The organism is Streptomyces sp. Da 82-17 (assembly GCF_046098215.1).
Taxonomy (GTDB): Bacteria; Actinomycetota; Actinomycetes; order Streptomycetales; family Streptomycetaceae; genus Streptomyces.
The window spans coordinates 99,337-121,692 of the sequence record NZ_JBJURH010000003.1 but is presented as its reverse complement, the minus strand read 5'-3'; the positions used below and the strand labels follow the sequence as shown (position 1 = coordinate 121,692).

The following is a 22,356-nucleotide window of genomic DNA, read 5'->3' as shown; positions in this document are numbered from 1 at the left end:
ATGAGCAAGATCCTGATCCGTGGCGCCCAGGTCCTCGGTGGCGAGGCGCAGGACGTCCTGATCGACGGTGAGACGATCGCCGCCGTCGGCACCGGCCTCAGCGCCGAGGGCGCCCAGGTGATCGAGGCCGAGGGCCAGGTGCTCCTGCCGGGCCTCGTCGACCTGCACACGCACCTGCGCGAGCCCGGCCGCGAGGACTCCGAGACGGTCCTGACCGGCACGAAGGCCGCCGCCCGCGGTGGCTGGACGGCCGTGCACGCGATGGCCAACACCTTCCCCGTCGCCGACACCGCCGGCGTCGTCGAGCAGGTCTGGCGGCTCGGCCGCGAGTCCGGCTACTGCGACGTGCAGCCGGTCGGCGCCGTCACCGTCGGCCTGGAGGGCAAGCAGCTCGCCGAGCTGGGCGCCATGCACGAGTCGGCCGCAGGCGTGATGGTCTTCTCCGACGACGGCAAGTGCGTCGACGACGCGGTGATCATGCGCCGCGCCCTGGAGTACGTGAAGGCCTTCGACGGCGTCGTCGCGCAGCACGCCCAGGAGCCCCGCCTGACCGAGGGCGCCCAGATGAACGAGGGCACCGTCTCCGCCGAGCTCGGCCTCGGCGGCTGGCCGGCGGTCGCCGAGGAGTCGATCATCGCCCGCGACGTACTCCTCGCCGAGCACGTCGGCTCCCGCGTGCACATCTGCCACCTGTCGACCGCCGGCTCCGTCGAGATCGTCCGCTGGGCCAAGTCCCGCGGCATCGACGTCACCGCCGAGGTCACCCCGCACCACCTGCTCCTCACCGACGAGATGGTGCGCACGTACAACCCGGTCTACAAGGTCAACCCGCCGCTGCGCACCGAGCGCGACGTGATGGCGCTGCGCGAGGCCCTCGCCGACGGCACGATCGACATCGTCGCCACCGACCACGCCCCGCACCCGCGCGAGGACAAGGACTGCGAGTGGGCCGCCGCCGCCATGGGCATGGTCGGCCTGGAGACCGCGCTCTCCGTGGTCCAGCAGACGATGGTCGACACCGGGCTGCTCGACTGGGCGGGCGTCGCCCAGCGGATGTCCGTCAACCCGGCGCGGATCGGCCGCCTGGAGGGCCACGGCCGGCCCGTCTCGGCAGGCGAGCCTGCCAACCTCACGCTGGTCGATCCGGCATACCGTGGAGCGGTGGACCCCGCGGGCTTCGCCTCCCGCAGCCGCAACACCCCGTACGAGGGCCGTGAGCTGCCGGGTCGTGTCACCCACACCTTCCTGCGGGGCCGGGCCACGGTCATCGACGGGAAGCTGGCGTGAGCACACCTTGGATTTTCGCCGCCGAACAGAAGTCGGCGGAAGTGACGGACTGGGCCGCACGCATCGGCTGGCTCGTCGGACTCGCGCTCTTCGTGGCGCTCGTCTACTGGCTGATGCGCCAGGGCTGGAAGTGGCGCGGCACGCTCCAGGGCGACCTGCCCGAGCTGCCCGCGCTGCCGACCGAGCCCGGCGAGGCCAGACTTGAGCTGAGCGGCCGGTACCACGGCTCCACGACCGCCGGGCAGTGGCTCGACCGGATCGTGGCGCACGGACTCGGCACCCGCAGCCGGGTCGAGCTCACCCTGACGGACGCGGGACTGAGCGTCGTACGCCCCGGGGCCGCCGACTTCTTCGTCCCCGCGGCGCAGCTGCGCGAGGCCCGCCTCGACAAGGGCATCGCCGGCAAGGTCCTGGCCGAGGGCGGCCTGCTCGTCGTGACCTGGGCGCACGGCGACAAGCTGCTCGACTCCGGGTTCCGCTCGGACCACGCCGCCGAGCACACGGCCTGGGTCGAGGCCATCAACTCCATGAACACCACCGAAACCAGCACGGAAGGCGCCGCACGATGACGACCTCCACCCGGGGAGTAAAGACTCCCGCCGTACTCGTCCTGGAGGACGGCCGCATCTTCCGCGGCCGCGCCTACGGGGCCGTGGGGGAGACCTTCGGCGAGGCCGTGTTCTCCACCGGCATGACGGGCTACCAGGAGACCCTGACCGACCCGTCGTACCACCGCCAGGTCGTCGTGATGACCGCCCCGCACGTCGGCAACACCGGCGTCAACGACGAGGACCCCGAGTCCGGCCGCATCTGGGTCTCCGGGTACGTGGTCCGCGACCCCGCCCGTGTGCACTCCAACTGGCGGGCGCAGCGCTCCCTCGACGAGGAGCTGCGCAACCAGGGCGTCGTCGGCATCTCCGGCGTCGACACCCGCGCCCTCACCCGGCACCTGCGCGAGCGCGGCGCGATGCGCGTCGGCATCTTCTCCGGCAACGCGCTGCCCGACGAGGGCACCATGCTCGCCGAGGTCCGCCAGGCCGCCGAGATGAAGGGCGCCGACCTGTCCGCCCAGGTGGCCACCAAGGAGGCGTACGTCGTCCCCGCGATCGGCACCAAGAAGTTCACCGTCGCCGCGGTCGACCTCGGCATCAAGGGCATGACCCCGCACCGCATGGCCGAGCGCGGCATCGAGGTGCACGTGCTGCCCGCCACGGCCACCGCCGAGGACGTGTACGCCGTGAACCCCGACGGCGTGTTCTTCTCCAACGGCCCGGGCGACCCGGCCACCGCCGACCACCCGGTCTCCGTGATGCAGGAAGTCCTGAAGCGGAAGACCCCGCTCTTCGGCATCTGCTTCGGCAACCAGATCCTGGGCCGCGCCCTCGGCTTCGGCACGTACAAGCTGAAGTACGGCCACCGCGGCATCAACCAGCCGGTGCAGGACCGCACCACCGGCAAGGTCGAGGTCACCGCGCACAACCACGGCTTCGCCGTCGACGCGCCCCTCGACAAGGTCAGCGAGACGCCCTACGGCCGCGCCGAGGTGTCCCACGTCTGCCTGAACGACCAGGTGGTGGAGGGGCTGCAGCTCCTCGACCAGCCGGCGTTCTCCGTCCAGTACCACCCCGAGGCGGCCGCGGGCCCGCACGACGCCGCCTACCTGTTCGACCGCTTCGTATCCCTGATGGAGGCCGAGCGTGCCTAAGCGCACCGATATCCAGTCCGTCCTGGTCATCGGCTCCGGCCCGATCGTCATCGGCCAGGCCGCCGAGTTCGACTACTCCGGCACCCAGGCCTGCCGCATCCTCAAGGCCGAGGGCCTGCGGGTCATCCTGGTCAACTCCAACCCGGCGACGATCATGACCGACCCGGAGATCGCCGACGCCACGTACGTCGAGCCGATCACCCCCGAGTTCGTCGAGAAGATCATCGCCAAGGAGCGCCCCGACGCGCTGCTGCCGACCCTCGGCGGCCAGACCGCGCTCAACACCGCGATCTCGATGCACGAGGCCGGCGTCCTGGACAAGTACGGCGTCGAACTCATCGGCGCCAACGTCGAGGCGATCAACAAGGGCGAGGACCGCGACCTGTTCAAGGAGGTCGTCGAGGAGGTCCGCAAGAAGATCGGCCACGGCGAGTCCGCCCGCTCGTACATCTGCCACTCCATGGACGACGTCATGAAGGGCGTCGAGGAGCTCGGCGGCTACCCCGTCGTCGTCCGCCCCTCGTTCACCATGGGCGGCGCCGGCTCCGGCTTCGCGCACGACGAGGACGAGCTGCGCCGCATCGCAGGACAGGGCCTCACGCTCTCCCCGACCACCGAGGTGCTCCTGGAGGAGTCCATCCTCGGCTGGAAGGAGTACGAGCTGGAGCTGATGCGCGACAAGAACGACAACGTCGTGGTCGTCTGCTCCATCGAGAACTTCGACCCGATGGGCGTGCACACCGGCGACTCCATCACCGTCGCCCCCGCGATGACGCTCACCGACCGCGAGTACCAGCGGCTGCGTGACGTCGGCATCGCGATCATCCGCGAGGTCGGCGTCGACACCGGCGGCTGCAACATCCAGTTCGCGATCAACCCCGAAGACGGCCGCGTGATCGTCATCGAGATGAACCCGCGCGTCTCCCGGTCCTCGGCGCTCGCCTCCAAGGCCACCGGATTCCCGATCGCGAAGATCGCCGCGAAGCTCGCCGTCGGCTACACGCTGGACGAGATCCCGAACGACATCACGGAGAAGACCCCGGCCTCCTTCGAGCCGACCCTCGACTACGTGGTCGTGAAGGCCCCGCGGTTCGCGTTCGAGAAGTTCCCGCAGGCCGACTCCACCCTCACCACCACCATGAAGTCGGTCGGCGAGGCCATGGCCATCGGCCGCAACTTCACCGAGGCCTTCCAGAAGGCGCTGCGCTCCCTGGAGAAGAAGGGCTCGCAGTTCACCTTCGTCGGCGAGACCGGCGACAAGGCCGAGCTGCTCCGCGAGGCCGTGCGCCCGACCGACGGCCGCATCAACCTCGTCATGGAGGCCATCCGCGCCGGCGCCACCCCGGAGGAGGTCTTCGACGCCACGAAGATCGACCCCTGGTTCGTCGACCAGCTCTTCCTGATCAAGGAGGTCGCGGACGAGCTGGCCGAGGCCCCCGAGCTCACCAAGGAGCTCATCGCCGAGGCCAAGCGGCACGGCTTCTCCGACCACCAGATCGGCGAGATCCGCGGCCTGCGCGAGGACGTCGTCCGCGAGGTCCGGCACGCCCTCGGCGTCCGCCCGGTCTACAAGACGGTCGACACCTGCGCCGCCGAGTTCGCCGCCAAGACCCCGTACTTCTACTCCTCGTACGACGAGGAGACCGAGGTCGCCCCGCGCGAGAAGCCCGCCGTGATCATCCTCGGCTCCGGCCCGAACCGCATCGGCCAGGGCATCGAGTTCGACTACTCCTGCGTCCACGCCTCCTTCGCGCTCAGCGACGCGGGCTACGAGACCGTGATGGTCAACTGCAACCCGGAGACGGTCTCGACGGACTACGACACGTCCGACCGCCTCTACTTCGAGCCCCTCACGCTCGAGGACGTCCTGGAGATCGTGCACGCCGAGTCCCTTGCGGGCCCGATCGCCGGTGTCGTCGTGCAGCTCGGCGGCCAGACCCCGCTCGGCCTCTCGCAGGCCCTGAAGGACAACGGCGTCCCGGTCGTCGGCACCTCGCCCGAGGCCATCCACGCCGCCGAGGACCGCGGCGCCTTCGGCCGGGTCCTCGCCGAGGCCGGCCTCCCGGCCCCGAAGCACGGCACGGCCACCACGTTCGCCGAGGCCAAGACCATCGCCGACGAGATCGGCTACCCGGTCCTGGTCCGCCCGTCGTACGTCCTCGGCGGCCGCGGCATGGAGATCGTGTACGACGAGGCCCGCCTCTCCGCGTACATCGAGGAGTCGACCGAGATCAGCCCCTCGCGGCCGGTCCTCGTCGACAAGTTCCTCGACGACGCCATCGAGATCGATGTGGACGCCCTGTACGACGGCGAGGAGCTCTACCTCGGCGGCGTCATGGAGCACATCGAGGAGGCCGGCATCCACTCCGGCGACTCGGCGTGCGCGCTGCCCCCGATCACCCTCGGCGGCTTCGACATCAAGCGCCTGCGGGCCTCGACCGAAGGCATCGCCAAGGGCGTCGGCGTCCGCGGACTCATCAACATCCAGTTCGCGATGGCCGGCGACATCCTGTACGTCCTCGAAGCCAACCCGCGTGCCTCCCGCACCGTCCCCTTCACCTCGAAGGCGACCGCGGTGCCGCTCGCCAAGGCCGCCGCGCGCATCTCGCTCGGCGCCACCATCGCCGAACTGCGCGCCGAGGGACTGCTCCCGGCCGAGGGCGACGGCGGCACGCTCCCCATGGACGCGCCGATCTCCGTCAAGGAGGCCGTCATGCCGTGGTCCCGCTTCCGCGACATCCACGGCCGCGGCGTCGACACCGTCCTCGGCCCGGAGATGCGCTCCACCGGCGAGGTCATGGGCATCGACTCGGTCTTCGGCACGGCGTACGCCAAGTCGCAGGCCGGTGCGTACGGGCCGCTGCCGACCAAGGGCCGCGCGTTCATCTCCGTCGCCAACCGCGACAAGCGCTCGATGATCTTCCCGGCGCGTGAACTCGTCGCCCACGGCTTCGAGTTGCTCGCCACATCGGGCACGGCGGAGGTGCTCAAGCGCAACGGCATCAACGCCACCATCGTCCGCAAGCAGTCCGAGGGCGAGGGCCCGAACGGCGAGAAGACCATCGTCCAGCTCATCCACGAGGGCGAGGTCGACCTCATCGTCAACACCCCGTACGGCACCGGCGGCCGTCTCGACGGCTACGACATCCGTACGGCGGCCGTGGCCCGCAGCGTGCCGTGCCTGACGACGGTGCAGGCGCTCGCCGCCGCCGTCCAGGGCATCGACGCCCTCAACCACGGTGACGTGGGCGTGCGTTCGCTGCAGGAACACGCCGAACACCTGACCGCGGCCCGCGACTAGCCCGCGCGGAGGGGGACACCGGAAACGGTGTCCCCCTCTTCGTGAGCTCACCAGCTTCACGAGGACACCCAGGACACCTCCATGTACAAGTTCTTCTTCAACCTCGTCTTCAAGCGGATGGACCCCGAGCAGGCCCACCACCTGGCCTTCCGCTGGATCCGCCTGGCCGCCCGCGTCCCGGTGCTGCGCACCTTCGTCGCCGCCGCGCTCGCGCCCCGCTTCAAGGAGCTGCGCACCGAGGCCCTCGGCCTGCGCATGCACGGGCCCTTCGGCCTCGCCGCCGGCTTCGACAAGAACGCCGTCGCGATCGACGGCATGGCGATGCTCGGCTTCGACCACGTCGAGATCGGCACCGTCACCGGCGAACCGCAGCCCGGCAACCCCAAGAAGCGGCTCTTCCGCCTCGTCCAGGACCGCGCGCTCATCAACCGCATGGGCTTCAACAACGACGGCTCGGCCGCCGTCGCAAACCGCCTCCACGCGCGCGTGCCGGTCTTCAAGCCGGTCGTCGGCGTCAACATCGGCAAGACCAAGGTCGTCCCCGAGGCGGAGGCCGCCGCGGACTACGTGAAGTCCACCGAGCGCCTCGCCCGGCACGCCGACTACCTCGTCGTCAACGTCTCCTCGCCCAACACCCCCGGCCTGCGCAACCTCCAGGCCACCGAGTCCCTGCGCCCGCTCCTCACGGCCGTACGCGAAGCCGCCGACCGCACGGTCACCGGCCGCCGCGTCCCGCTGCTCGTCAAGATCGCCCCGGACCTCGCGGACGAGGACGTCGACGCCGTCGCCGACCTCGCCGTGGAGCTCGGCCTCGACGGCATCATCGCCACCAACACCACCATCGGGCGCGAGGGCCTCGCCTCCGACCCCGCCCTCGTGCAGGAGACCGGCGGACTCTCCGGCGCCCCGCTGAAGGAGCGCTCCCTCGAAGTCCTGCGCCGCCTCTACGCGCGCGTCGGCGACCGGATCACGCTCGTCGGCGTCGGCGGCATCGAGAACGCCGAGGACGCCTGGCAGCGCATCCTCGCCGGCGCCACCCTCGTCCAGGGCTACAGCGCCTTCATCTACGAGGGCCCGTTCTGGATGCGCGCCATGCACAAAGGCCTCGCCGCCCGCCTCAACACCAGCCCGTACGCCACCCTCGCCGACGCGGTCGGCGCCGACGTGAGGAAGGCCCACGCATGACGGTTCTCGACCCCTTCGGCGCCCGGCTGCGCCGCGCCATGGACGAGCGCGGCCCGCTCTGCGTCGGCATCGACCCGCACGCCGCGCTCCTCGACTCCTGGGGCCTGCCCGACTCGGTCGACGGACTGGAGCGGTTCTCCCGCACCGTCGTCGAGGCCCTCGGCGAGAGCGTCGCCGTGTTCAAACCGCAGGCCGCGTTCTTCGAGCGCTTCGGCTCCCGCGGCTTCGCGGTCCTGGAGCAGACCGTCGCCGACGTCCGCGCGGCCGGCGGCCTCGTCGTCATGGACGCCAAGCGCGGCGACATCGGCTCCACCATGGCCGCGTACGCGGAGACCTTCCTGCGCGCGGACTCCCCGCTGTTCTCCGACGCCCTGACCGTCTCCCCGTACCTCGGCTACGGCTCCCTGAAGCCCGCCGTCGACCTGGCCCGGGACAACGGCGCCGGACTCTTCGTGCTCGCCCTCACCTCCAACCCGGAGGGCGCCGAGGTCCAGCACGCGGTACGCGCCGACGGACGCAACGTCGGCGCGACGATGCTCGCCCACCTCGCCGAGGAGAACGCGGGCGCCGAGCCGCTCGGCTCCTTCGGCGCGGTGGTCGGCGCGACCCTCGGCGACCTCTCCGCGTACGACCTGGGCATCAACGGCCCGCTGCTCGCGCCCGGCATCGGGGCGCAGGGGGCGACGCCCGCCGACCTGCCGTCGGTGTTCGGCGCGGCCGTGCGCAACGTCGTTCCGAACGTCAGCCGCGGCGTCCTGAAGCACGGACCGGACGTCGCCGCCCTGCGCGACGCGGCGAACCGCTTCGCGGACGAGGTGCGCGCGGCCGTCGGATAACGGCTCGCGCGGCCGTCGGACAGCGCCGCCGATCTTCACCTGAGGGCGGGCTCGTACTCCACGAGTCCGCCCTCTGCGCTACTACCGGCCGTCTCCGGTCACAATTCCGGGGCGAATTGCCGGAAATGTATAGTTCAGCGGAGGCTGACCAGGACTTTTCCGCTGTTCTCGCTGACTCCGGCGGTCCTGGCCGCTAGTCTCCGTCGAGAGCGAGTGGGCAAACGCATTGCTCGTTGCTCGCCTGGTGTGGGGCGACTAGGTTCCTCACCGGTCCGTATCCGACAGTTCGACAACCGAGGTGACGTAGGCGTGGCTCTTCCGCCCCTTACCCCTGAACAGCGCGCAGCCGCGCTCGAAAAGGCCGCCGCGGCTCGCCGGGAGCGGGCCGAGGTCAAGAATCGACTCAAGCACTCCGGCGCCTCGCTCCACGAGGTCATCAAGCAGGGCCAGGAGAACGACGTCATCGGCAAGATGAAGGTCTCCGCCCTCCTCGAGTCGCTCCCTGGCGTGGGCAAGGTCCGCGCCAAGCAGATCATGGAGCGCCTCGGCATCTCCGAGAGCCGTCGCGTGCGGGGTCTCGGCTCCAACCAGATCGCATCCCTGGAGCGCGAGTTCGGCGGCACCGCCGCCTGACGGTCTCAGGCACTCCTGAGAACCTGGATAATCGCTGCATGGCTGCAACATCCCGGGGGGCGACCCCCGTACCCCCGGATTCACGTCCGCGACTGACCGTGCTCTCCGGCCCCTCGGGGGTCGGCAAGAGCACGGTCGTCGCTCATATGCGCAAGGAACACCCCGAGGTCTGGCTCTCGGTGTCCGCCACGACCCGCAAGCCCCGCCCCGGTGAGCAGCACGGCGTCCAGTACTTCTTCGTCACCGACGAGGAGATGGACAAGCTGATCGCCAACGGCGAGCTCCTCGAATGGGCCGAGTTCGCGGGCAACCGCTACGGCACTCCGCGGGGCGCCGTCCTCGAACGCCTCGAGAAGGGCGAGCCCGTCCTGCTCGAGATCGACCTGCAGGGCGCCCGCCTGGTCCGCGAGTCGATGCCCGAGGCCCAGCTGGTCTTCCTCGCGCCGCCGAGCTGGGACGAGCTGGTCCGCCGGCTCACCGGCCGCGGCACCGAGGCCCCCGAGGTCATCGAGCGCCGACTGGAGGCCGCGCGCGTCGAGCTCGCCGCCGAGTCGGAGTTCGACACCACCCTTGTCAATACCTCCGTCAAGGACGTGGCCCGCGAGCTGCTAGCCTTGATGAACGTTGTGTGATCAGGCGTTGTCTGATCTTTTCCATTCTTCGGAAGGTAGAGCGTGTCCTCTTCCATCACCGCGCCCGAGGGCATCATCAACCCGCCGATCGACGAGCTCCTCGAGGCCACCGACTCGAAGTACAGCCTCGTGATCTACGCGGCCAAGCGTGCCCGTCAGATCAACGCGTACTACTCGCAGCTCGGCGAGGGTCTCCTCGAGTACGTCGGTCCGCTGGTGGACACCCACGTCCACGAGAAGCCGCTCTCGATCGCCCTGCGTGAGATCAACGCGGGTCTGCTGACCTCCGAGGCCATCGAGGGCCCGGCTCAGTAAGCAGAAGTTTTTCCAGCACAGGCCCGGCAGCGCGACTGCCGGGCCTGTGGTGTGTCATGGGTACGAACCGCATCGCGAATGGGGAGTGGGCAGTGGACAAGCCGAAGGTCGTCCTGGGGGTCAGCGGAGGCATCGCCGCGTACAAGGCCTGTGAGCTGCTGCGCCGGCTCACGGAGTCCGGACACGACGTACGGGTCGTGCCGACCGACTCCGCGCTGCACTTCGTCGGCGCCGCCACCTGGTCCGCGCTCTCCGGCAACCCCGTCTCCACCGAGGTCTGGTCCGACGTCCACGAGGTCCCGCACGTCCGCATCGGGCAGCAGGCCGACCTCGTGGTCGTCGCCCCCGCCACCGCCGACATGCTCGCCAAGGCGGCCCACGGCCTCGCCGACGACCTGCTCACCAACACACTCCTCACCGCCCGCTGTCCGGTCGTCTTCGCGCCCGCCATGCACACCGAGATGTGGGAGCACCCGGCCACCCAGGAGAACGTGGCGACCCTGCGCCGCCGCGGCGCCGTCGTCATCGAGCCCGCGGTCGGCCGCCTCACCGGAGTCGACACCGGCAAGGGCCGCCTCCCCGAACCCGGCGAGATCTACGAGGTCTGCCGCCGGGTGCTGGCCCGCGGCGCCGCCGAGCCCGACCTGCGCGGCCGCCACGTCGTCGTCAGCGCCGGCGGCACGCGGGAACCCCTCGACCCCGTGCGGTACCTCGGCAACCGCTCCTCCGGCAAGCAGGGGTACGCCCTCGCCCGCACCGCGGCCGCCCGGGGTGCGCGGGTCACGCTGATCGCCGCCAACGCCCAGCTCGCCGACCCGGCCGGGGTGGACGTCGTGCACGTCGGCACCGCCGTACAGCTGCGGGAGGCCGTGCTCAAGGCCGCGCCGGACGCCGACGCCGTGGTCATGGCCGCCGCCGTGGCCGACTTCCGGCCCGCCACGTACGCCGCCGGGAAGATCAAGAAGAAGGACGGCCGGGAGCCCGAGCCGATCGCGCTCGTCCGCAATCCGGACATCCTCGCCGAGATCGCCGCCGAGCGGGCCCGGCCCGGACAGGTCGTCGTGGGCTTCGCCGCCGAGACCGACGACGTCCTCGCCAACGGGCGCGCCAAGCTGGAGCGCAAGGGCTGCGACCTGCTCGTCGTCAACGAGGTCGGCGAGCGGAAGACCTTCGGCGCCGAGGAGAACGAGGCCGTCGTCCTGGGCGCCGACGGCAGCGAGACGCACGTACCGCACGGGCCGAAGGAGGCCCTCGCGGACACGGTCTGGGATCTCGTCGCCCAGCGCCTCCACTGAAAGTTCAGGAGAATGTCAGGTTCGCTCGACCGGGGGCCGCAAACCGCGGGAATTCGGTCACAGGCCCCCTGGTGGAGACCTATCGTCGTACCGCAGAATGCAGTGCCGCTGGTCACTGGGCTCCCACGAAGCGAGACGCGTGGTCCGGTGGCCGGAGACGACCGATAAACTGGTGGCGGACCACCGCCGGGCGCAGCTCCCGGCAGGTCCGCCAATGATCAGCCAGCAGCCGCTGCAACCCCAGGGAGCGTTGTGTCCCGTCGTCTGTTCACCTCGGAGTCTGTGACCGAGGGTCACCCCGACAAGATCGCTGACCAGATCAGCGACACCATTCTCGACGCGCTTCTGCGCGAGGACCCGACGTCCCGGGTCGCCGTGGAGACGTTGATCACCACCGGCCTGGTGCACGTGGCCGGCGAGGTCACGACCAAGGCGTACGCGCCGATCGCGCAGCTGGTGCGCGAGAAGATCCTCGAGATCGGCTACGACTCGTCCAAGAAGGGCTTCGACGGCGCCTCCTGCGGCGTCTCGGTCTCCATCGGCGCCCAGTCGCCCGACATCGCGCAGGGCGTCGACACCGCCTACGAGAAGCGCGTCGAGGGCGACGAGGACGAGCTGGACAAGCAGGGCGCCGGCGACCAGGGCCTGATGTTCGGGTACGCCTCGGACGAGACCCCCGAGCTGATGCCGCTGCCGATCCACCTGGCGCACCGCCTGTCCAAGCGCCTCTCCGAGGTCCGCAAGAACGGCACCATCCCGTACCTCCGCCCGGACGGAAAGACCCAGGTCACCATCGAGTACGACGGCGAGAAGGCCGTCCGCCTCGACACCGTCGTCGTCTCCTCGCAGCACGCGAGCGACATCGACCTGGACTCGCTGCTCGCGCCCGACATCCGCGAGTTCGTCGTGGAGCCCGAGCTGAAGGCGCTCGTCGAGGACGGCATCAAGCTGGACACCGACGGGTACCGCCTGCTGGTCAACCCGACCGGCCGCTTCGAGATCGGCGGCCCGATGGGCGACGCCGGCCTCACCGGCCGCAAGATCATCATCGACACGTACGGCGGCATGGCCCGCCACGGCGGCGGCGCCTTCTCCGGCAAGGACCCGTCCAAGGTCGACCGCTCGGCCGCGTACGCGATGCGCTGGGTCGCCAAGAACGTCGTCGCCGCGGGCCTCGCCTCCCGCTGCGAGGTCCAGGTCGCGTACGCGATCGGCAAGGCCGAGCCCGTCGGCCTCTTCGTCGAGACCTTCGGCACCGCCACGGTCGACGTGGAGAAGATCGAGCAGGCCATCTCGACGGTCTTCGACCTCCGCCCGGCCGCGATCATCCGCGACCTCGACCTGCTCCGCCCGATCTACTCGCAGACCGCGGCGTACGGCCACTTCGGCCGCGAACTCCCGGACTTCACCTGGGAGAAGACGGACCGCGTGGACGCCCTGCGCAAGGCGGTCGGCCTGTAGGCCCCGCTGAACCACAGCAGTCACCGAAGGCCCGGCTCCTGGGGGAGCCGGGTCTTTGGGTTGGGGCCGGGTCTTTGGGTGGGGTGGGAGTCAGTCGTCGTGCGGCGGGAAGTCGTCGTCCGGTGGCTCGGGCGGAGTGTCGTCGGCGAAGTAACCGCCCTGCGGACGGTCCAGCCACCGGAGCAACGCCTCCCGCACGTCGTGGAGGCCCGCGGCGTCGGCAGCCTGCGAGAGGCGCTTCACGTAGAGCGTGAGGCGCGGGTCGTCCTCGCCCAGACCGCAGTGGCGGATCAGCACGTCCGCGTACTCCTCCGCGGTCGTGGGACGTGGCGGATGCGGGGTGTGCTCCTCGTCGGGTGCGGCCTCCGAGGGCCACGGCCCGTAATCGTCGTCGGGCGCGGCCTCCGAGGGCCAGGGGGCGTATGCCTCCTCGGCCGGCGTCGGTGACTCGGGTACGGACAGGCCAGGGACGAAGCGGTGGAAGTCCTCGGGAACGGGGCTGTCGTTGGCGGCCGCCGAGAGCTCGGCGAGCAGTCCGATGTCCGAGACGGTCTTGTCGACCTTCTCGTCGTTCTTCGCGAGCCACCACACGACCGCGCTGCCCGGTGACTTGAGCACGTCCTCGCCCAGGTAGGCGCGTTTGCTCTGCTCCCACTTCCGCTCGTGCTCCCACACGGCCTCGTTCTTGCGGACCGTGGCCAGCTTCTCCAGGCGCTCGCGGTCGGCGTCGCTGAGGGTGAGCTGCACTTGCTCGGCCATGGCCGCGACACGGCGGCTTCCGTCCAGCTCCATCGTCGCCAGCTCGCCGTTGAGCCGATGCTGCACCAGCGAACTGCGGTGGGGGGCTTCCTGCTGGGTGATGCGCCGGGCGCGTTCGAGTACGGCGTCCACGGCCAGGCCCCGGGCGTTGATGCCGGGGGCGTCGTCCGAGGTGTCCTGCGGAATCCAGCGCACGGTGGCCGTGAACAGGAAGTCGTAGTCCTCCGAGCGGCTGGGCAGCGCCACGTTCCTGATCACGCACTCCCAGCGCTCCACCTGCGGCAGCGGAGCTTCCGGCTCGTACTGGTGCTCGTAAGGGATCAGTGGCGGTTTCTGGCGGAAGAGTGCGAGTGCGGCAGCCGTGCCTGCGAGCAGCAGGCCGAAGGCGGTCGGCCAGGCCCACAGCGGCCATTCGACACACAGCCCGACGATCACGATGAGCAGAGCGAGGATGACGGCGACGAAGCCCGTCATGGTCTTGTGCCCGGAATGCATGGGGAACTCCCGAGAGAGCGGTGAGGTGAAGGGACGGGGAGTGGGGCTCAGGCGACGGTCAGGCCCTGGATCGCGTCGACCTTCTGGAGGACGACGTCGGCGACCGCGTGCCGGCGCGCCACGTGGTAGAGCAGGCCGCAGGCCCAGGGACGCTTGCGGCAGGCCTGCACGAGGACGTCCAGCAGCTGCGTGCGGCGGCGCGAGGCCGCTCGGTCGGCCGCGCTGAGCCAGTGGTCGGTGTGCAGGCTCAGCTCCTCGCGGGACGCCCGGTCGTACAGGGCGCGCCACCCCGATGTGAGGTGCTCGCGCACGGTTCGTTCGTCGAAGAGCGGTCGTGGCCTGTCCCGTGCGTCGAGCAGCGGACCGAGCCTGGAGAGGCCGAGGAAGAGGCGGAGGTCGGCCGGGTGGTCGTACGCCTGGAGCCCCTCGGACAGCCTGGCGAGCATGAACCGGTGGAGGTGGTGGCTCCGCGTGGCCAGTGCTGCGACCTGTTCCTCCACCTCTTTCCCTCCGGCGGGATTTCTGGCCAGGTGGTGCAGGCGGACGAGGGCCTGCTCCGGGTAGCGCTCGCCGAAGGGGCCGGTGCACACGTCGAGGAGCACATGGCTGCGGCCCTTCCGCAGTTCCCGGCTCGCGGTGGCCCATGCGTACAGTTCCCTGCGGACGCGGGGGCCCGCCTCGTCGTGCAGCGCCCCGTCGGTGAGGGCGCGCGCCGCAGCGGCCCAGGTCTCGGGCCCCTTCTGGTCCGTCCAGACGCACACGTGCCTGATGAGGTCCTCGACGCCACCGGTACGCAAGCTCTGTTCGGTGAACCTGTCGGCCAGCCCGAGGCGGTCCTCCTCGGAGAGGGTGCGCAGGGGCAGGGTCTCGCCCACCCAGGTGCCCAACTCACGGCGCAGACCGGGCATGTTGTTCCAGAAATGGGTGCGTACGGCCTGTGCGTACCCGAACTCGCGGAACGTGACCCTGCTGTCCGGGCCGGGCGTGGCCTCGATCTGGGAGAAGCGGGCCGAGAGGTCCTCGCGTTCCAGCAACGGCCGGTCGTCCGGAGGGAATTCGACGGTGTCGAGGAGGGTCTCGCAGGCGTCGTACACGGCGTCCGAGCGGGCTCCGTCCAGCATGGCGGTCGCGAGCAGGAGGGCCCTGGGGCGGCCGCCCTGGAGGCCGATCACATGCTGTGCGACTCGTGCGGTGCTCAGCGTGAAGGGGGACAGGGCCCTGTCGCACCAGGCCGCGACCCCTGCGTTGGGGTCGTCCCGCTGGGCCACCGAGATCAACCGGGCGAACTCGCCGATGTCCCGCATCGGCGGGCTTGCGTGGAGGAAGTTCCGCACCTGTTCCGGCAGTGGTGTGGGCAGACCCTCGGGGACCCGGTCCTGCTTGAGGATCAGCCGCAGCGCGTACTCGGCGTCCGGGCGTCCGATCGCGGCGCGGTGGCTGCCCAGGGGCCCGTGCAGGTCGAGGCGGTCCGCGTGCGGCAGGATCACCGCCAGCCGACTGCCGCGGCGGCTGACCGAGGCGTGGTAGCCCGAGAGCTGTTTCAGGAGCTGCGGCAGGGCATCCTGGCTCGCCTGCGAGAGGTCGAGCAACAGGCCCTCGCCGTCGTCGACCTGGCCCGCTTGGCCTGCGTCGATCAGCGGGTTGCCGCTGTCGTCCTCGGTCAGGACCTCGCGGAAGTTGCCGCGCAGCTCGCGGTACTCGTAGAGGAGCATGCGGGCGGCGGCGTTGCGCCCGTACCCGGGCTTGCCCTCGAGCAGGACCGTGCCCGTGGAGTCCAGAATCTGCCTGGCGTGGGCGAGACCGGACGGAGGCGCGAAGCGTGCGGCCAGCCATTTGAGATGGCTGTCGGCGAGCGGCTGGACGTGTTGTTGGCGGACGGACTGCTGGATGTTCTGGAAGACGTACTGCGAACCGCTACCGGTGTGGAAGGCGCCGTGCTCGGAGCCGATATGAGCGGTGAAGGAGTCGTTCACGACGCGGCGCCCCCGGTGAACCGGCCCGGTCCGTCGTGGTGGTGAACGTGCTGATCGCCTCGGCCGGTGTGGAACTGGCCTCCGTGGTTGCCCTTGATGATCGTGCCCCCGATGTCGCCGGAGACGTCGCGCGCCTGCACGAACGTGCCGTGGTTCGTGCCGCTGTTCGTGTTGTGCGTACCTGCCGCCTCGGCGGGTGGTGCCGAGGCGGCCGTCAGGTCGGTCAACTCGGGTACGAGATCCAGGAGTTTGTCGCCGATGTGGGCCAGGTCGGTGGCGGAGGTGTACGGGGCGTACGGCAGGGCCTGGTGGTCGGCGAGCCAGGCCAGTTCCTCGGGGAGCGCGTCCCTGTCCAGCCGCTCACCGGCCGCGGAGTCCAGGACGGGCACGATGTGCAGCAGCATCCGGCGGGCCTCGAGGATCTCCTTGCGTACCCAGTCGGAGTCCTTGCGCAGGCCGGGCGAGGCCGCCCAGTTCGGGCCCACCGCGACCAGCAGCACCTTGCAGGCGCGCAAGGAGCCGATGAGCTCCTCCGGGTAGGGGGCGCCCGGCGGGATGGACCGCCCGTCACGGAAGACGGCATCCGTTCCGAAGCGGTGCTTCAGCCCCTCGTCGAGAGCCGCGGCCAGGTGATCGCTGTTCCCGGAACGGTAGTTGACGAAGATTTCGGGCATGCCGAGACGACCTTTCTGTCGGGTGTTCGCAGGGCGCCGATGTCACAGGCTCGGAGCCCCGGTCGGGGAGGAAGGAATCCGCGGGTGGGTCAGGCCGCCGTCGGATGCAGCGCGGCAGTGAGATCCGGCGAGAGCTCCACGACGGCCGGATGCTTGCGGAAGCGGGTGAGCGTACGCGCCAGACGCCTCAGATCCAGACGGATCGTCGCCGAGTCCACCGCCCGTACCGCCGGGAGGAGCGGACGGGCGATGGCGCAGGCGTGGTCGATCTCGCCGCCGACCGCATGCGCCAGCGCACGCCGGACTCCGTACCGTGCCTGATTGCGGAGCGCATGTGGCGGCAGGGCCGCACAGGCGGCGTCCAGGACATCCGCCGCCCGGCGGGGACGGCCCAGGTCCAGCAGGCACCAGCCGGTGATCATCGTGACCGGGTCCCGCAGGTTGGTGCTGCCGAGAACCGGTACTCCTGGATCCGGACGGTCCTGTTCCAGGAGCGCCCGGGAAGTGTCGAGGTGGCGCATGCACGCGTCGTGGTCGCCCAGCAGAGCGTGCCCCTGTGCCAGGTGCTGGGCGGCCAGGCCGCGGATACGAGGAGGCAGGCGGCGGTTGTCCACGCCCTCTGCGAGCGTGATCGTCTCCTTGGCGTCGGCCCGGTAGTAGCTGATGAGGGCACGGCGGACGAGTGCGTACGCCGCGAGGTCGCCGTCCCCGGCGGCCCCGGCCACCTGCACCGCGTGCTCCGTGAAGCGCACCGCGGCAGCGTCGTCACCGGCCTCCTGCGCCATCCACCCGGCCAACTCGGCATAGCGAGCCGACAAGTTGAGCAGGCCGGCTCCGGTCCGCTCACCGCAGTGCTCGGCAAGCCTGCGCAGGGCTTGCGCCTGTTCGGTCAGTACGGGAACGACGACGCCGGGCGGAGACAGTTGGCCCAGGCGGCGATGCTGGTCGAACAGGATCCGCGAGGTTTCCAGGAGCCCGTCGCCCATGCCGCCCGAGGCCTCGGCGACCCCGCTCGTCATCCCCGCGACCCCGAGCGTGCCGGCCGCCCCCGCCGCCATCACCTGCCGACGGGTCGGTGCCCGGCTCTTGCTCGGCTCGGCTGAGGGAATTCCGCGCATAGCAGCTCCTGGGGCCTCGTACGGATCGTGCAGGGCGCGTGGTCCTGGCGGCGGGACCAGCGAGGCGAGGGAGCCGTCGGCGCCGAGGGCGCCGTCGCAGAGGCGGGCGAATTCGGGAGTGGGCTGCTTCTGGCCGGTCTCGAGCTTGCTGATCTGGCCCTTGCTGTAGTGCACCGACGCGGCGAACTGCGTGAGCGTGAGCCCGGCCGCCGTCCGCAGACGGCGCAGTTCCGCGCCGAAGACCCGTCGTTGCTCCTGCACATGACCCCCTGATACCGACACCGCCGAGCCCCGTGGAGCCGGTCCGTCGTCGCAGCCAGCGTCGGCTGAGCGACGGCGGTCCGACAAGGAGATCGGCCGAGTTTCCCGTTTCCAGTTCTGTATCCGATACGCCGGCCACGGCCATGCGCGCCGTGCTGCGGGCGGCCGAAACGGACAGGGAATTGGCCGAGCGAGCGGGCTTGCGCGATGGCGGGCCGAGCGCTGGTCCGTGGTCGCCTCCCACGTCCCGCGGCAGGCACCGTCCCCCTTCGGGTGTCAGTGGGTTCTGATAGGTATGAGGCTGTGAGCAGGCCGGATGAGTCGGGGCAGGGTGGCGCGGAGGACGCGGTGCCCGAGCAGCTCGCGCTCATTCGGGAGAGCGTGCGCAAGGCGAAGGTGCCGCGGGCCAAGCCGCGGACCTGGCGGGGGGCCGCGCTCGCCAAGGAGTTGCCGGTCGCGCGGGTCCTGGTGGACAAGGGCGTGCTGCACCTCGACCGGTATTTCGACTACGCCGTGCCGGAGGAGCTGGACGCCGACGCGCAGCCCGGTGTGCGCGTGCGGGTCAGGTTCGGGGCCGGGCGGGGGAGCGTGCACGGGGGGCGGCGCGAGGGCGGCGGGCTGATCAGCGGGTTCATCGTGGAGCGGCGCGCCGAGTCGGACTACTCCGGGCCGCTCGCCGCGCTGGCCCAAGTGGTCTCTCCAGAGCGGGTGTTGAGCCCCGAGCTGCTCGGCCTGGCCAGGGCGGTCGCCGACCGGTACGCGGGGAGCCTCGCCGACGTGCTGCAGCTCGCCGTCCCGCCGCGCAACGGCAGGGCCGAGCAGAAGCCCTCGCCCGAGCCCCTGCCGCCCCCGCCCCGCCCGGAGCCCGGCACGTGGGTGCGGTACGGCAGAGGCCCCGCCTTCCTGCAGGCCCTGGCCGACGGGGAAGCGCCCCGAGCGGTGTGGAATGCCCTGCCCGGGCCCGGCTGGGCGGGCGAGCTGGCGCGTGCCGTCGCGGCCACGCTGGCCTCGGGGCGCGGCGCCCTGGTCGTCGTGCCGGACGGGCGGGTGGCCGCGCGGGTGGATGCCGCGCTGACCGAACTCCTCGGCGCGGGCCGGCACGCGTTGCTGACCGCGGACGCCGGTCCGGAGAAGCGGTACCGCGAGTGGCTTGCCGTACGACGTGGATCCGTGCGGGCCGTCGTGGGCACCCGGGCGGCGATGTTCGCGCCCGTCCAGGACCTCGGCCTCGTCGCGATCTGGGACGACGGGGACGGCAGCCACAGCGAGCCGCACGCCCCGCAGCCGCACGCCCGGGACGTCTTGCTGCTGCGCGCCGCCCACGAGAAGTGCGGCTTCCTCCTCGGCAGTTGGGGCTGCACGGTGGAGGCCGCCCAGCTGGTCGAGAGCGGCTGGGCGCTGCCGCTCGCCGCGGACCGCGAGCAGGTGCGGGCCACGGCGCCACGGGTGCGCACGGTCGGGGACGGGGACCTGGCGCGGGACGAGGCGGCGCGCGCCGCCCGGCTGCCCAGCCTCGCCTGGCAGGCGGTCCGCGAGGGCCTGAAGCACGGCCCGGTCCTGGTGCAGGTCCCCCGGCGGGGGTACGTACCGCGGCTGGCCTGCGAGCGGTGCCGCGAGCCCGCGCGCTGCCGGCACTGCGCGGGCCCGCTGGAGGCGCGGGACGCCGGGCCGCTGCACTGCGGCTGGTGCGGGCGGGACGAGACCGCGTGGCACTGCGCGGCCTGCGGCGGCTTCCGGCTGCGCGCCCAGATCGTGGGCGCACGGCGTACGGCGGAGGAGCTGGGCCGCGCCTTCCCGGCGGTGCCGGTGCGGACCTCGGGGCGGGACCAGGTGCTCGACACGGTGCCGGACGCGCCCGCCCTGGTGGTGTCGACGCCGGGCGCGGAACCGGTCGCCGACGGGGGGTACGCGGCGGCGCTGCTGCTCGACGGCTGGGCCATGCTCGGTCGGCCCGACCTGCGCGCGGGCGAGGAGGCGCTGCGGCGTTGGCTCGGCGCGTCCGCGCTGGTGCGCCCGCAGACGGTGGGCGGCACGGTCGTGGTCGTGGCCGAGCCGACGCTGCGGCCGGTGCAGGCCCTGGTGCGCTGGGATCCGACCGGGCACGCGGTGCGCGAGCTCGCCGAGCGGGCGGAGCTGGGCTTTCCGCCGGTGTCGCGGATGGCGGCGGTGTCGGGGCGGTTCGGGGCCGTCGAGGAGTTCCTGCGGGCGGCTCAACTCCCGCCGGATGCCGAGGTGTTGGGGCCGGTGCCGCTGCCCGTGACGGACGCGGGCAGACCCAGACGCCCGGGCGGCCCGCCCCCCGGCGAGCAGTGGGAACGCGCCCTGATCCGCGTGCCTCCCGGCAGCGGCGCCGCCCTCGCCGCCGCCCTGAAGTCCGCCCAGGCGGCCCGTCTCGCGAAGTCGGGCCGTGGCGAGGGGGAGGCGGTACGGATCCGGGTGGATCCGCCGGATATCGGGTGAGGGGCGGTGCAGGTGCGGGGTGCGTGCCTGCCCGTACGACCCGTGCCGTGGGGCTCGTACGCGTACGCACCGCTCGTACCGTCAACTCGCCCGCCCCTGCAGGGGAATGCCCCCACCGCGGGAGGGGGCGGTGGGGGCACGTGGGGAGGGCGAGCCCCTTGCAGCAGTGTCGGCGTCGTCGCTGCGCGGGGGATCGCGCGGGCTCAGCCGTTGCGGGGGCCGGGGAAGGCGCCGGGGCGGGCCTCCTCGCGCAGGCTGGGGCTGCCCGCGGTCGGCTGGGTCGGCATCGAACGGGCCGCGGGCACCTGCGGCAGCGGGCCCGACGGCGCCGGGACCTTGCCGGTGGACGGGGAGGCGGACGAGGACGCGGAGTCCGTCGCGCGCTCCGCCTCGGCCGCGGCCTGGGCGGTGGCCCGCCGCGCCCCGTACCTGCGGTGCACCGCCTGCTTGGTGACGCCGAGCGCCGAACCCACCGCGTCCCAGGAGAAACCCAGGGAGCGGTCGAAGTCCACGGCCGCCGTGACCAGCGTCTCGACGCTGTCCCGCAGCTCCTGGGCGAGGCGGACGGTGGGCGCGGGCGCCCGTCCGTACACGACGAAGCCCGTGGAGGGTCCGGACCGGCGCGGACGGTAGACGTTCCCCAACTGGGCGGTGAGGGTGCGCAGCGCGTCCACCTGCCTGCGGACCCGTTCGATGTCCCGCACCAGCAGATGCAGGCTGGCCCGTGCCTGGGCGTCGTGGGTTGCGTGGTCGGCCATGAACAAGCCTCTCGAACCGGCGTTGAAAAGGATCGGGCCGCGTGGGCGGCCCGTGTGATCGACGCGAAGTGGTCAACTCTTTCTTGACCAACGCGCCACCCGCCGATGTGGTCACGCTGCGGGGGCGTATGCGCATATGCGCGGGGCGCGCGGCCGGACGTACGCCCCTCCGGCGACGGAGGCCGGGGGCGGGACTCGGGCGGCCCATAGACTGGTGCGCTGCTCGACATCCACCCCGCCCGAGAGGCAGTCGCCCACCGATGAAGCTGGTCTTCGCAGGCACCCCCGAGGTCGCCGTTCCCGCCCTGGACGCCCTGATCGCCTCCGACCGGCACGAGGTCGCCGCGGTCGTGACCCGGCCCGACGCCCCCGCCGGGCGCGGCCGCCGGCTGGTCGCGAGCCCGGTCGCGCAGCGCGCCGAGGAGGCCGGGATCGAGGTGCTCAAGCCGCGCAAGCCGCGTGACGAGGACTTCCTCGCGCGGCTGCGGGAGATCGGCCCGGACTGCTGCCCGGTCGTCGCGTACGGGGCGCTGTTGCCGCGCGTCGCGCTCGACGTGCCCGCGCACGGCTGGGTCAACCTGCACTTCTCGCTGCTGCCCGCCTGGCGCGGAGCTGCGCCCGTGCAGCACTCGATCATGGCCGGGGACGAGATCACCGGCGCCTCCACGTTCCAGATCGAGGAGGGGCTCGACTCCGGCCCGGTGTACGGCACGGTCACCGAGGCCGTCCGGCCCACCGACACCAGCGGCGACCTCCTCACCCGGCTCGCGTTCGCCGGGGCCGGGCTGCTCGCGGCGACGATGGACGGCATCGAGGACGGCAGCCTCAAGGCCGTGCCGCAGCCCGCCGACGGGATCACGCTCGCGCCGAAGATCACGGTCGAGGACGCGGAGATCGACTGGTCGGCGCCCGCGCTGCGCGTCGACCGCGTGGTGCGCGGCTGCACGCCGGCGCCGGGCGCGTGGACGACGTTCCGCGGCGAGCGGCTCAAGCTGGTCACCGCGCAGCCCGCCGCCGACCGCACGGACCTGGCGCAGGGCGCCCTCGACGCGGGGAAGCAGCACGTGTACGTGGGGACGGGCTCGCACGCCGTGGAGCTGCTGTGGGTGCAGCCGCAGGGCAAGAAGCCGATGCGGGCGGCGGACTGGGCCCGCGGCGTCCGCATCGCGCCGGGCGAGGTGCTGGGGGCGTAGACCGAGGGGGAGTGG

At 71.7% G+C, this 22,356-nt stretch carries 18 protein-coding genes; 13 read left to right on the top strand and 5 right to left on the bottom strand.

Features of this window, described 5'->3' with window-relative positions; translation table 11 throughout:
• From ACIDOF_RS05965 to metK, 11 genes are all read left to right on the top strand, one after another.
• Positions 1 to 1,287 (top strand): dihydroorotase, encoded by a 1,287-nt coding sequence (locus tag ACIDOF_RS05965; protein ID WP_409004630.1) that lies wholly within the window; start codon positions 1 to 3, stop codon positions 1,285 to 1,287.
• Complete coding sequence (locus ACIDOF_RS05960) at positions 1,284 to 1,856, top strand: hypothetical protein (protein ID WP_409004629.1); 573 nt, start codon at positions 1,284 to 1,286, stop codon at positions 1,854 to 1,856. The genes ACIDOF_RS05965 and ACIDOF_RS05960 overlap by 4 nt, the downstream gene beginning before the upstream one ends.
• Positions 1,853 to 2,992, top strand: a complete 1,140-nt coding sequence (gene carA, locus ACIDOF_RS05955) for a glutamine-hydrolyzing carbamoyl-phosphate synthase small subunit (RefSeq protein WP_409004628.1) — start codon at positions 1,853 to 1,855, stop codon at positions 2,990 to 2,992. The genes ACIDOF_RS05960 and carA overlap by 4 nt, the downstream gene beginning before the upstream one ends.
• Positions 2,985 to 6,293: a carbamoyl-phosphate synthase large subunit gene (carB, locus tag ACIDOF_RS05950; RefSeq protein ID WP_409004626.1), complete on the top strand. Its 3,309-nt coding sequence runs from the start codon at positions 2,985 to 2,987 to the stop codon at positions 6,291 to 6,293. Before carA ends, carB begins: the two co-directional genes overlap by 8 nt.
• Positions 6,294 to 6,374: 81 nt before the next feature.
• Complete coding sequence (locus ACIDOF_RS05945; RefSeq protein WP_409004625.1) at positions 6,375 to 7,478, top strand: quinone-dependent dihydroorotate dehydrogenase; 1,104 nt, start codon at positions 6,375 to 6,377, stop codon at positions 7,476 to 7,478.
• Entirely contained in the window at positions 7,475 to 8,314 is an 840-nt protein-coding gene (gene pyrF, locus ACIDOF_RS05940; protein ID WP_409004624.1) for an orotidine-5'-phosphate decarboxylase, read from the top strand. Before ACIDOF_RS05945 ends, pyrF begins: the two co-directional genes overlap by 4 nt.
• A 309-nt stretch (positions 8,315 to 8,623) precedes the next feature.
• Positions 8,624 to 8,947, top strand: a complete 324-nt coding sequence (locus ACIDOF_RS05935) for an integration host factor (protein WP_031515413.1) — start codon at positions 8,624 to 8,626, stop codon at positions 8,945 to 8,947.
• A 38-nt stretch (positions 8,948 to 8,985) separates the two neighbouring features.
• Entirely contained in the window at positions 8,986 to 9,579 is a 594-nt protein-coding gene (gmk, locus tag ACIDOF_RS05930; protein WP_409004623.1) for a guanylate kinase, read from the top strand.
• Positions 9,580 to 9,621: 42 nt separating this feature from the next.
• Positions 9,622 to 9,894, top strand: a complete 273-nt coding sequence (gene rpoZ / locus ACIDOF_RS05925; protein WP_005319902.1) for a DNA-directed RNA polymerase subunit omega — start codon at positions 9,622 to 9,624, stop codon at positions 9,892 to 9,894.
• Positions 9,895 to 9,986: 92 nt separating this feature from the next.
• Positions 9,987 to 11,189, top strand: coding sequence for a bifunctional phosphopantothenoylcysteine decarboxylase/phosphopantothenate--cysteine ligase CoaBC (gene coaBC, locus ACIDOF_RS05920; protein WP_409004622.1), 1,203 nt, complete (start codon positions 9,987 to 9,989; stop codon positions 11,187 to 11,189).
• Positions 11,190 to 11,441: 252 nt separating this feature from the next.
• Positions 11,442 to 12,650, top strand: coding sequence for a methionine adenosyltransferase (gene metK / locus ACIDOF_RS05915; protein ID WP_409004621.1), 1,209 nt, complete (start codon positions 11,442 to 11,444; stop codon positions 12,648 to 12,650).
• A gap of 90 nt (positions 12,651 to 12,740) precedes the next feature.
• On the opposite strand, the gene ACIDOF_RS05910 is transcribed toward metK, so the two are convergent.
• The 4 genes from ACIDOF_RS05910 to ACIDOF_RS05895 form a co-directional block, all read right to left on the bottom strand.
• Positions 12,741 to 13,904, bottom strand: coding sequence for a hypothetical protein (locus tag ACIDOF_RS05910; RefSeq protein WP_409004619.1), 1,164 nt, complete (start codon positions 13,902 to 13,904; stop codon positions 12,741 to 12,743).
• 47 nt (positions 13,905 to 13,951) lie between these two features.
• Positions 13,952 to 15,877, bottom strand: coding sequence for a hypothetical protein (locus tag ACIDOF_RS05905; protein ID WP_409004618.1), 1,926 nt, complete (start codon positions 15,875 to 15,877; stop codon positions 13,952 to 13,954).
• Positions 15,874 to 16,551, bottom strand: coding sequence for a toll/interleukin-1 receptor domain-containing protein (locus ACIDOF_RS05900; protein ID WP_409004617.1), 678 nt, complete (start codon positions 16,549 to 16,551; stop codon positions 15,874 to 15,876). The genes ACIDOF_RS05905 and ACIDOF_RS05900 overlap by 4 nt, the downstream gene beginning before the upstream one ends.
• A gap of 89 nt (positions 16,552 to 16,640) precedes the next feature.
• The gene (locus tag ACIDOF_RS05895; RefSeq protein WP_409004616.1) at positions 16,641 to 17,930 is read right to left on the bottom strand and encodes a helix-turn-helix domain-containing protein; all 1,290 of its coding nucleotides are present in this window, start codon (positions 17,928 to 17,930) and stop codon (positions 16,641 to 16,643) included.
• Positions 17,931 to 18,233: 303 nt separating this feature from the next.
• Here ACIDOF_RS05895 and ACIDOF_RS05890 point away from each other — a divergent pair, with 303 nt between their 5' ends.
• The gene (locus tag ACIDOF_RS05890) at positions 18,234 to 20,390 is read left to right on the top strand and encodes a primosomal protein N' (protein ID WP_409004615.1); all 2,157 of its coding nucleotides are present in this window, start codon (positions 18,234 to 18,236) and stop codon (positions 20,388 to 20,390) included.
• 203 nt (positions 20,391 to 20,593) lie between these two features.
• Here ACIDOF_RS05890 and ACIDOF_RS05885 read toward each other — a convergent pair whose 3' ends face one another.
• A complete protein-coding gene (locus ACIDOF_RS05885) occupies positions 20,594 to 21,148 on the bottom strand; it encodes a hypothetical protein (RefSeq protein ID WP_409004613.1) in 555 nt (184 codons plus the stop codon).
• Between the two features lie 260 nt (positions 21,149 to 21,408).
• Between ACIDOF_RS05885 and fmt the strand changes: the two genes are divergently transcribed.
• Entirely contained in the window at positions 21,409 to 22,341 is a 933-nt protein-coding gene (gene fmt, locus ACIDOF_RS05880) for a methionyl-tRNA formyltransferase (RefSeq protein ID WP_409004612.1), read from the top strand.
• The last annotated feature ends 15 nt before the right edge of the window (positions 22,342 to 22,356 follow it).

Bases quoted from the DNA above. Each gene is read 5' to 3' on its own strand.
- pyrF (WP_409004624.1), top strand. From the start codon at position 7,475: ATGACGGTTCTCGACCCCTTCGGCGCCCGGCTGCGCCGCGCCATGGAC.
- ACIDOF_RS05885 (WP_409004613.1), bottom strand. From the start codon at position 21,148: ATGGCCGACCACGCAACCCACGACGCCCAGGCACGGGCCAGCCTGCAT.
- gmk (WP_409004623.1), top strand. From the start codon at position 8,986: ATGGCTGCAACATCCCGGGGGGCGACCCCCGTACCCCCGGATTCACGT.
- ACIDOF_RS05965 (WP_409004630.1), top strand. From the start codon at position 1: ATGAGCAAGATCCTGATCCGTGGCGCCCAGGTCCTCGGTGGCGAGGCG.
- fmt (WP_409004612.1), top strand. From the start codon at position 21,409: ATGAAGCTGGTCTTCGCAGGCACCCCCGAGGTCGCCGTTCCCGCCCTG.
- ACIDOF_RS05945 (WP_409004625.1), top strand. From the start codon at position 6,375: ATGTACAAGTTCTTCTTCAACCTCGTCTTCAAGCGGATGGACCCCGAG.
- ACIDOF_RS05900 (WP_409004617.1), bottom strand. From the start codon at position 16,551: ATGCCCGAAATCTTCGTCAACTACCGTTCCGGGAACAGCGATCACCTG.
- carA (WP_409004628.1), top strand. From the start codon at position 1,853: ATGACGACCTCCACCCGGGGAGTAAAGACTCCCGCCGTACTCGTCCTG.
- ACIDOF_RS05910 (WP_409004619.1), bottom strand. From the start codon at position 13,904: ATGCATTCCGGGCACAAGACCATGACGGGCTTCGTCGCCGTCATCCTC.